This is a genomic window from Mesorhizobium sp. (assembly GCF_024509055.1).
GTDB lineage: Bacteria > Pseudomonadota > Alphaproteobacteria > Rhizobiales > Rhizobiaceae > Mesorhizobium.
The window spans coordinates 1-7,415 of record NZ_JANINM010000015.1 but is presented as its reverse complement, the minus strand read 5'-3'; the positions used below and the strand labels follow the sequence as shown (position 1 = coordinate 7,415).

The following is a 7,415-nucleotide window of genomic DNA, read 5'->3' as shown; positions in this document are numbered from 1 at the left end:
AGGTAGTCCTGGTCGATCTGCACATGCTTGGCAATGACCGCCATGATCTCCTCGCGCAGGATGGAGACGAGGTCCGGCTGGCCGCGGCTCTGGCGCTCATAGGCGAGCAGCAGCTGCAACCGCTCGCGCGCCACCGGCGCGCTGGTGCGCCGCTTGAAGAGGTCGAGGATGCTCATGCGGCCCTCCTTCCGAGCAGCCGGTCAAGGAAGCCCTTGCGTTCGAAGGGGACGACCACCGGCAGGTCCTCGCCTTCAAGGCGTCTTGCCGCTTCGAGATAGGCCTTGGCGGCGGCATTGATCGGCTCCGACAGCGTGACCGGCGAGCCGAGGTTGGAGGCCCTGAGCACATCCTGGCTTTCCGGGATGATGCCGAGCAGCGGCGTCGACAGGATTTCCAGCACGTCGTCGATCGACAGCATCTCGCCGCGCGAGGCGCGCGCCGCGTCATAGCGGGTGACCAGAACGTGCTTCTGGACCAGCTCGCCCTGCTCGGCCTTCATGGTGCGGGCGTCGAGCAGGCCGATGATGCGATCCGAGTCGCGCACCGACGAAACTTCCGGGTTGGTGACGATGACCGCTTCGTCGGCGAAGCGCATGGCAAGCTGGGCGCCGCGCTCGATGCCGGCCGGGCTGTCGCAGAAGACATAGTCGAACACCGAGCGCAGGCGGGCGATGACCTCGGCCACGCCTTCTTCGGTCAGCGCGTCCTTGTCGCGCGTCTGCGACGCGGGCAGCAGATAGAGCGTCTCCAGCCGCTTGTCGCGGATCAGCGCCTGCGACAGCTTCGCCGACCCCTGGATGACGTTGACGAGGTCGAACACCACGCGGCGCTCGGCACCCATGATGAGGTCGAGGTTGCGCAGACCGACGTCGAAATCGACCAGCGCCACCTTCTTGCCGGTCTTGGCCACGGCCGCGCCGAGCGCGGCCGTCGAGGTCGTCTTTCCGACGCCCCCCTTGCCCGAGGTGACCACGACTACCTTGCCCATATATCCAGCCTCCATTGGCGGTTTTTATTCTCTGGCCGTGCACGGCACGGCGGGTTGTCTACAATCTTCGCACGCGAAACCGGTCCGAAGCTTGCGCCGGCAAAAAACTCAGCCGAGCGGCACCACGCACAACGCATCGTTTTCGAGGAAGGCCTGCACGGCCTTGCCGCGTGACACGCCCTCCATCTCCTCGGCCGTGGTGTACCAGCCGTCGACGGCGAGCAATTCGGCCTCGTTCTTGCGGCAGAAGATACGCGCCGAAATATTGCCTTCCGAGCCGGCGATGGCGCGGCCGCGCAGCGTGCCATAGACATGGATCGAGCCACCGGCGACGATCTCGGAGCCGGACGCGACCGAGCCCAGCACGATGACGTCGCCATGCGGATGGAAGACCGACTGGCCGGAGCGGATCGGCGCCTTGATCATCAACGTGCCGGCGGAAGGTTCCGGCCGTGCCAGCGCAGCGCCCTGCTCTGCCCCGGCCTTTTGCAGCTGGACTGTTTCGAGCCCCGCCAGCGCGGGGTCCGGCTCTTCCCCCGATATCTCCGCGCGGGGCGCCTCGACAGGCGCTTCCGCCACCGGCATCTCGACCGCGGCGGCCTCGACGGCGGCTGCTTCGAGCTCTTCCGCCCTCGCCTTGCGCGCGGCCCGGCCGAGCAGGCCTTCAGCAGTCGCCTCCTTGGCGCCGGCAAGCAGTGGCGGCAGCTCCGGCCCCAGTTCGGCGCCTTCGAGCTCGATGGCATAGACGCGGATGCCGCGCCGCGCCAGCGTGCCGACAAGTGCCGCGATCTCCTCCGGCCCGGGCTGAAGCATGTTCAGGTCCAGCACCACCGGGCGACCGGCGAAATAGCCGGGCGAATTGGCAATCCAGTGGTCTAGCCCCTCCAGCCAGTCGGCGATCGGCGCCTCCGGCGTCAACGTGAAGGCGACGAAAGAGCGGGCGCGGAAGCGGATGGATTTGTTCTGCAAAGGGGCGGCAAAGGTCACGGCCGTGCGAATCCTTACTCAATGGTTAAAGGGTGCCGAGCCAATGGTTAACAAAAGGTTAATTTTGCGGATCGGAGCCGTTAAGGAACTGGCTCGGCTAATGTTTGTGGCGGGGCTGCCACACACCGCCGGCCCCGCTCGCAAGGTTAAGAAAGTGTGAACTTTCTAATATACGAGAGTATGCCGTGGCGCGTATTATCGCGGCCTGTCTATTTCCATTTCTTTTCCGGGCAAGGGGGACGAACATGGCCATGGATCGACAAGCCGGCAAGCGGGCGGGTAAGGCGGGCGCCGCGATCGGCGCGCTGCTTCTTCTCGGAGGGTGCCTTACCAGCCCGCCGAGCAACACGGCCAGCGACCCGACAATCGCCAGCAACCAGTGGCTGAAAACGGCTGACGCCGACCAGGTCGTCAGCGCTATGAGCGCGAGGGGATTTGCGCCGGCGACCATCGACTGCCGGTTCGAAGACAACACGCCGGGCCAGTTGGCCTATGCCTCGAAATTCACCTGGAGGCGCTCGCCGCCGAACGGCCGTTTCCACTGGGAAGTCGGCGACCCGGCTTACCTCGCCAGCAGCGAGGTGAAGGCGAACAGGGCCGGAATGCGCCGGGTGTCCGCGAAGACGGTGACGGACGCTGCGACAGGACAGAAGGTCGGGTGCTCGATCTGGGCGAGTTAGGTGGGCTGACGCCTGCCGGCTAGTCGGACAGCCACCGGCCGGCGGCGCGTTCTCCACGCTATCGACGCACTGGCGCCATTACGGTAAGGCTCCATGACCCTGGAGCCTTCATGACATCTTCCCTCCTCCCCGCCCTCCGCACCGCCCTCCCCACCGCCACCATCTGGGACTCTTCCGAGCTCGCCAGCCGCGATCCCGGCTTCGATGGCCGCAATTTCGGCGCCGCCGCCCTTGTGCGGCCCAAGGACACCGAGGGCGTCGCGGCGCTGGTGCGCTTTTGCGCTGAGCGCGGCATCAGCCTTGTCGCCCAGGGCGGGCGTACGGGGCTGGCGGGCGGGGCCGCGACTTCCGCCGGCCAGGTGATCTGCGACCTTGGCGGCTTGAACCAGATCGAGGAAATCGATCCGCTGGCGCGCACGGCCATCGTGCAGGCGGGCACGACGCTCGGCGCACTGCAGGAGGCGGCGGCGGTGCATGGGCTCGACCCCGGCATCGATCTTGCCGCGCGCGGCAGCGCCACCATCGGCGGCATGGTTTCCACCAATGCCGGCGGCATCATGGCCTTTCGCAACGGCACGATGCGCCACCGCGTGCTCGGCCTCGAAGCGGTGCTGCCGGATGGACGGGTCTTTTGCGACCTCACCCGCGTGCTGAAGACCAGCGCCGGGTATGATTTGAAGCACCTGTTCATCGGGGCCGAAGGGACGCTCGGCATCGTCACCCGCGTGACGGTGCGGCTCGACCCGGTGGCAGGCGCCGGCGCCACGGCGCTCGTCGGCGTGCCGGACGCGCGGAGCGCGCAGCGCATCGTGCGTCATTTCCTGGCCTCGACAAGCGCGCGGCTCACCGCCGCCGAGATCCTGTGGCGCAATTTTGCCTCGCTCATGCAGCGGGCTCTGAACTATGCGCCGGGCAGCCTGCCTCTCGATGCGCCGTGCCTGCTTGTGGTGGGGCTCGGCGCCGACTCCATGGAGACGGCGAGAGGCGCGCTGGAGGACGGGCTGGCGGCGATCTGGGAAGACGCGGCAATCGTCGACGGGCTGGTCGCGAGTTCGGAAGCCCAGGCCGCCGCGATGTGGCGGCTGCGGGAGGAGACCGAGCAGATCGAGCGCGCGCACCCCATGGCGCCCTCCTTCGACGTTTCCGTGCCGGCCGGCGCGCTGGACGCCTATGTGGCGCGTATCGAGGCGGGGCTGAAGACGATCGACGCTTCTTACGCGCCTTATGTCTACGGCCATCTAGCCGACGGCAATCTGCACATCTCGATCAATTGCGACGGGCCGGTTTCGCATGAGCGGCACGAAGCGATCGAGGACGTGCTCTATGAAGGGCTGCGCGAGGCTGGCGGCTCGTTCTCGGCCGAGCATGGCGTCGGCCTCGACAAGCGCGAGGCCTATGAGCGCCACGCCGACCCGGTGAAGCAGGAATTGTCCAGGATGATCAAGCAATTGATCGACCCGGCCAATGTGATGAATCCGGGAAAGATCGTAGGGTGATGGCGCCCTTATAGGTAAACGATGGGCGACGGTGGGACAGCGCTGCCCTCTTGTCCTGCCGGATATCTCGCCCTTAGCGGACGCCGCGCTGCCCGCATCGCAGCAAAGCGGCAGGCGAAGGAGGGGAACTGCATTACAAAGCCCCTTCTCCGCCTCGCTGCGCCCGGCGCCCGCGCCCTTTTGGCCAAGCGCTTCCCGTTCCCCGCGCCGCCTCGCGGGGTCCGGGAACCCAACAACACACTATGCCGCGATCTGCACCTCACGCGCGGCCGCGATCATCACGCCGGCGAGCAGGCCATAGGCCGCGGCCCAGGCGCCACGCACCTCGGCCGTGAAGGCCTGCCCGAGGCCCGCCTCAAGCGTCTCTATGAGCGCCTGGCCGACGATCGGGTAATGACGCTCCTCGACACCATAGCCGACATGCCGCCTGGCGAGATCCTGGACCGTTGGCAGGATGGTTTCGGCACGGGAAAGCCCGTGAACGACGAAGCCGAGCGCCGCCATCAGCTTGGCGCCCTGCTTGCTCATGTCGGTCTCGCGAAACAGTCCCTTGAGGCTGCCGTCGATGGCAAACAGCTTCTCGTAGAACAAGGCCGCGGCCGCCGTCTTGATCGGGACGACCTCGCGAAAACTATCCTGCACAAGCTTGATCTGGTCGGGTGTCATCGGCGCGCTCCTCCGCGTTTGCTTGCGCCTACGATGCCGTCCTGGCGTTTCGCGGGCATGCCGCGCGAGGGGGCGATGTGTTTCCGTCGTGTCTCCGTCCGGTATCAGGTTGGATGCTGCTGGTGTGCGGGAACGCGCATCGTTGGCGGGACAGCAAGCCCCTCTGGTCTGCCAACCATCTCCCCCTCAAGGGAAGTGTGACGGATCGCGGCGTTGGTTCGGCTTGGATTCTCAGCCGGAACCGTTATTCGCACTGCCGGCGCGGGCCGCCGTCGAAGGGCTGGTAGGTGTTGTCGCTCGGGTCGTAGGAGCGGTAGCGGTTGTAGCAATAGTCGATGTGGTCGCCTGACATCTGTCGGCCGTTACCGTAGGCCTGTTGGTTAGGCGCGATCTCTTCAGGCGGGCCGCCATAGGTGGTGGCGTATCCGTCCCTGGTGTCCGCATAGCCTTGCATCTCGGCCTGGTCGTCGGTCGGCTGGTTCGTGTCGTTGCGGGCCTGATCGTTCCCGGTCAGGTCGTTCTGGCCCGCATTCGCGGCGCTCGCGCTCTCCGGATCGAAATAGGGCGAGATGCAAGGGCGGATCTCGCCGCCATAGGAGCGGTAGCTGTTTTCTTCCGGGCGGTAGCTGCGGTAGCGGTTGGCGCACCATTCGAGATGCGCGGCGGGGAGCTGCGCCTCCTGCTGAGCCGGCGCCTGCTGCGCTGGCTGCGCCGTCGAGCCATTGGCGGGCGCGGGCTGCTCGGTCTGGGTAAAGCCGGGCAATGGCTGCAGCGGGTGCGGCTCGGCAGGCTGGGCTGGCGTCGTGAGGGCCGCGGTGCGCGGCTGGCTGTCGGGCTTCGCGGCCTGGTCGCCGGCCGCGTTGTCCGACGCGCCGGCCGCCTGCTGGGCGGGAATACGTTCGAGACCCTGCTTCTGCGCAACGACCGGCTGCGCATCCTTCGTCCACAGTTCCGAAACACCGATCGCGGGTGTGGCCTGGCGCACCGGCTTGGCGGTAAGCAACCACGCGGCGAAGGCCAGCCCGCTGCCGAACACAGCCAAGGTCAGCACGAAACCGCCGACAATCCCCAACAAAGCCTTCACGCTGAACTCCTTCATCCCCTGCTCATAGAATGCGGAGGCGTGGATTCCGGTTCCCACAGGAAGAGGGCAATGTTGCGGCCTGATCCCGCTATCGAATGGCGGGAGCCCCCGCAGGCTCCGGGAGAAGCTTGCGGGGGTCAAGGATCGCTACTGAAGATACATATGACGATCCGGAAGGATCGAAAGCCACTATCGGACTTTCCGCGACAGCCCGCATCCTGCGAATGGACGATGAACGGCAAAGAGACGGATGGAGGAGAGCAGCTAGCCGACCACCTCGCGATACTCCCTCGCCTCGCCGTCCTGGCCGCGAATGCGCCAGGTCCCGGCCTCGCAACCCTCGATGTGGCTCGCCGCCAGCGGCACCTTGCCGCCGCCGTCAGGCAGGTCGATGACGTAGGTCGGGCTGCAGATGCCGGAGAGGCGCCGGCGCAGCGCCGCCACCAGCGCCTGGCCTTCGGCGATGGTGGTGCGGCGGTGCGCCATGCCGCGCGCCAAATCGCCGTGGTGGAGGTAGTAGGGCTTGACGCCCAGCCTGTACATCAACTCGCGGCAAAGCTCCTCCAGCACCTCGACTTGATCGTTGACGCCCTTCAGCAGGACGCTCTGGTTGAGCAGCACGAAGCCTGCCTGTCGCATCGTCCGGCAGGCCCGCTCGACGTCATCGGTAATCTCGCGTGGGTGATTGAAATGGGTCACCACCGTCACCATCAGCCTGCCTTGCAGGACGGCGACCAGGCCAGTCGTGATGCGCGCAGGCAGCGCCACCGGCACGCGGGTGTGGATGCGCAACAGCCGCACATGCGGGATCGCCTCGATGCGGGCGCGGATCTCCTCCAGCGCCTTGTCGGGCAGCGACAGCGGGTCGCCGCCGGTCAGGATCACTTCACGGATTTCGGCATGATCGGCGATATAGGCCAGCGCCGGTCCCAGTGCTTCGCGCGTGTAACCGCGGCCGATCGAGGTGAGCGATTCCTTCCTGAAGCAGAAGCGGCAGTAGACCGCGCATTGATAGGTGGGAAACAGGAGCACGCGGTCGGCATGGCGATGCGTCAGCCTCGGCACCGGGCTGAAGGCGTGGTCACCGATCGGGTCGTCAAGCTCGCCCTCGGCGGCGACGAGTTCGTCGGGCGACGGGATCACCTGGGCGCGGATCGGGTCGTTCGGGTCGCTCCAGTCGATCAGGTCGAGATAGGCTTTCGGCGCGCGCACCTTGTGGGCTGTGGCAGCGGCCTGGGCGGCGGCGCGCTCGGCGGGCGAGAGCGGAAGCCGGTCGAGGTCGCGGACATGGCGTACGCCGGCGCGGACATCGTCCTGCCAGGCGGCGTCAGGAGTGGCCGGTGATTTGAGATCGGTGGTCATTGGAGGCTCGGGCAAAATTTGCCCGGGATATCGGCTGGATGACGGGCGGGGTCAATGGTTGGCGTGGTCGCGGCCTTTCTTCCGCGGCACCGCCAATGCTTCGTCATCCTCGGGCTTGACCCGAGGATCCTGTGTGTTGGTTCAGGTGTATG

8 protein-coding genes are annotated in these 7,415 nt (G+C 66.6%); 2 read left to right on the top strand and 6 right to left on the bottom strand.

Annotation, left to right across the window (positions count from 1 at the left end; genetic code table 11):
- The 3 genes from minE to minC form a co-directional block, all read right to left on the bottom strand.
- Nucleotides 1-176 (bottom strand): cell division topological specificity factor MinE (gene minE, locus Q0L57_RS01010; RefSeq protein ID WP_296736516.1); only part of this gene is annotated, 176 nt, incomplete at its 3' end.
- Nucleotides 173-988 carry a septum site-determining protein MinD gene (gene minD / locus Q0L57_RS01005; protein WP_296736513.1) on the bottom strand — a complete coding sequence of 272 codons (816 nt, stop codon included), beginning with the start codon at nucleotides 986-988 and terminating at the stop codon, nucleotides 173-175. The genes minD and minE, both read right to left, overlap by 4 nt.
- 108 nt (nucleotides 989-1,096) lie before the next feature.
- Entirely contained in the window at nucleotides 1,097-1,975 is an 879-nt protein-coding gene (gene minC, locus Q0L57_RS01000) for a septum site-determining protein MinC (RefSeq protein WP_296736512.1), read from the bottom strand.
- A gap of 251 nt (nucleotides 1,976-2,226) precedes the next feature.
- Here minC and Q0L57_RS00995 point away from each other — a divergent pair, with 251 nt between their 5' ends.
- Together Q0L57_RS00995 and Q0L57_RS00990 are read left to right on the top strand one after the other, a co-directional pair.
- Nucleotides 2,227-2,655, top strand: coding sequence for a hypothetical protein (locus Q0L57_RS00995; RefSeq protein ID WP_296736511.1), 429 nt, complete (start codon nucleotides 2,227-2,229; stop codon nucleotides 2,653-2,655).
- A 110-nt stretch (nucleotides 2,656-2,765) separates the two neighbouring features.
- Nucleotides 2,766-4,151 (top strand): FAD-binding oxidoreductase, encoded by a 1,386-nt coding sequence (locus tag Q0L57_RS00990; RefSeq protein WP_296736509.1) that lies wholly within the window; start codon nucleotides 2,766-2,768, stop codon nucleotides 4,149-4,151.
- 240 nt (nucleotides 4,152-4,391) lie between these two features.
- Here Q0L57_RS00990 and Q0L57_RS00985 read toward each other — a convergent pair whose 3' ends face one another.
- The 3 genes from Q0L57_RS00985 to Q0L57_RS00975 all read right to left on the bottom strand — a co-directional run bounded on the left by Q0L57_RS00985 (nucleotide 4,392) and on the right by Q0L57_RS00975 (nucleotide 7,263).
- On the bottom strand, nucleotides 4,392-4,817 hold the full coding sequence (locus Q0L57_RS00985; RefSeq protein WP_296736507.1) for a globin family protein: 426 nt from the start codon (nucleotides 4,815-4,817) through the stop codon (nucleotides 4,392-4,394).
- A gap of 244 nt (nucleotides 4,818-5,061) precedes the next feature.
- Nucleotides 5,062-5,901: a BA14K family protein gene (locus tag Q0L57_RS00980; protein WP_296736505.1), complete on the bottom strand. Its 840-nt coding sequence runs from the start codon at nucleotides 5,899-5,901 to the stop codon at nucleotides 5,062-5,064.
- A gap of 264 nt (nucleotides 5,902-6,165) precedes the next feature.
- On the bottom strand, nucleotides 6,166-7,263 hold the full coding sequence (locus tag Q0L57_RS00975) for a KamA family radical SAM protein (RefSeq protein ID WP_296736502.1): 1,098 nt from the start codon (nucleotides 7,261-7,263) through the stop codon (nucleotides 6,166-6,168).
- Between the last annotated feature and the right edge of the window lie 152 nt (nucleotides 7,264-7,415).